Origin of the sequence: Fulvivirga aurantia, assembly GCF_009711475.1 — a bacterium.
Classification (GTDB): domain Bacteria; phylum Bacteroidota; class Bacteroidia; order Cytophagales; family Cyclobacteriaceae; genus Fulvivirga; species Fulvivirga aurantia.
In genome coordinates this window covers 1-1,741 of record NZ_SMMD01000319.1, presented here as the reverse complement: position 1 = coordinate 1,741, position 1,741 = coordinate 1, and the positions used below count along the sequence as shown (strand labels likewise).

The 1,741-nt window shown below is 36.1% G+C and carries 3 protein-coding genes; 2 read left to right on the top strand and 1 reads right to left on the bottom strand.

Translation table 11 applies throughout. From position 1 onward, the window contains the following. Together E1176_RS20335 and E1176_RS01450 are read left to right on the top strand one after the other, a co-directional pair. The coding region (locus E1176_RS20335) for a hypothetical protein (protein ID WP_185152536.1) at positions 1-285 on the top strand (285 nt) is incomplete at its 5' end. Between the two features lie 34 nt (positions 286-319). Further along, positions 320-1,033, top strand: coding sequence for a restriction endonuclease (locus tag E1176_RS01450; protein ID WP_155208802.1), 714 nt, complete (start codon positions 320-322; stop codon positions 1,031-1,033). An 18-nt stretch (positions 1,034-1,051) separates the two neighbouring features. On the opposite strand, the gene E1176_RS20330 is transcribed toward E1176_RS01450, so the two are convergent. Then, positions 1,052-1,741, bottom strand: a 690-nt coding sequence (locus E1176_RS20330) for a hypothetical protein (protein WP_185152535.1), incomplete at its 5' end; no start/stop codon positions are given.

Here is a 1,741-nt window from a genome sequence, read left to right as displayed (position 1 = left end):
TTCCATGAAATTTTTGTTGTAGTATCTAAAGATAATATTGTGAAGTGGTTTGTGAGAAGCACAGACTTTCCCAAATATCCCTTTCGTTTCAAAGTAGGAAGCAAACTGCCTCCGACTACTGTGGCAGGAGAGTATTTCACTAAAGAAGATGCCAAATATTCAGAAATTGAGGCGGTATATGTTGAGGATTGGTTTTATGCAAAAAATGGAGACCGTGAGTTAAACGAACAATGTCTGTATATGGATCAATACGGTTATGTTATCAGCCTGATTTGGTTTGATTGATCTACAAGTTTATAAATGTCTAATCAAACGAATAATGAATTTCGAAGATTTTGAACTTCTTGCTAAGAAACATTTAGAAAAGCTGTTAAGAAATGACTTAAGGGGCAAGGTCAAAATTGAGCACCGAAAAATGTTTGTTTCTGCTGCAGGTAACCGCTACGAAGTTGATCTATCCTATGATTTTGAAATCGGAAATGCTAGGTACCTCACCTTAGTGGAATGCAAACAATGGAATTCTAACGTCACTCGCGAAAAAATAGGCCACTTTAAGTCAGTATTAGATGAATTAAAGGCTAATAAAGGTATTGTAATTACAACCAAGGGTTTCCAAAAAGGTGCCATCGAATTTGCTAAAACCAATGGGATCGGATTAATCAAAATATCCAATGACGACCAGTTTAAGGTCATTTCTCATTTTGTAGGCGATATTGAAGTCTTAGAGTCACATTTGTTAAAAGTTGAAGTCTTCAGCCCCAAATCAAAGACTTATTGTAATGGGTTATTTTATACATCCGATATTTTCGATTTTGTAGAGAAAAGGTATGGAAATGAAATCGCAGCGTTTCTAAGATCTGAAAACGAATCTCCGAGTGTCTCGGTGGTGAGCAAACTCAGCGAATTGGGCTACAATTGGAATCTTGAATATGAAATCATAGAGAGTGCTGGATTGCATGTGAAAATGAGTAATGAAGTTCAGATGAGGATACTAAACATGAAAGTTATCATGGTAAATGTCGGTAGATATTAGGCCTAATTGGCTATAGTACTAAATGACTTTATAGTTGATCGTAACGAAAATGTGAAAAAGTACAGTGTCATTTTTGTGCACAGATCTTACGATTTTAATGGCAGAATTTTGATAGCCAAACTCCCGTGTGACATCTACACTGCTAACAAATTTGAAATCTTTCGGGAAGTCGGTATTGGGTAAAATACTGTTCAAGTACTTATTCCAGTTCTTTCTCGATTTAACAGTATCTTCTAAATCGTAAACCAAAATTACTAGAGTGTCTCTCTGGTGGTAATAATTGAAAATCTTTTTTAAATGGTCTTTGGCAGGTGCTGGCTTTCGATAAATAAATGCTTCACAAATACAGAATATTTCCTTGTTTGCATCATGTATCGGTAAATCTCTTTCGCCTGGCTGTTTTTTGGTTGTCTTATTTTTTGGGTCGGAAAAGCCACCCCTTGATTGTTCTCCGACATACCAACCCCAAGGATTTATACGAGAATCCAGCGATAACTCTACTAGGTCATTGTATTTGTCTTCACTTTTGATTTCGGAAATAGAAACTATCTTATCCAGCATTTTGCTAGCTGCTCTGGCAATTTCTTTGGTGATAAAACCTTGGATAGACCTATTACCATTAACATCATCTGGAAACAACTTTATTAGCTTTGATGGAGGGCTCTTGAAAATTCTCAGGTAATATGTACTTAGCAGTTGCAAGTCATC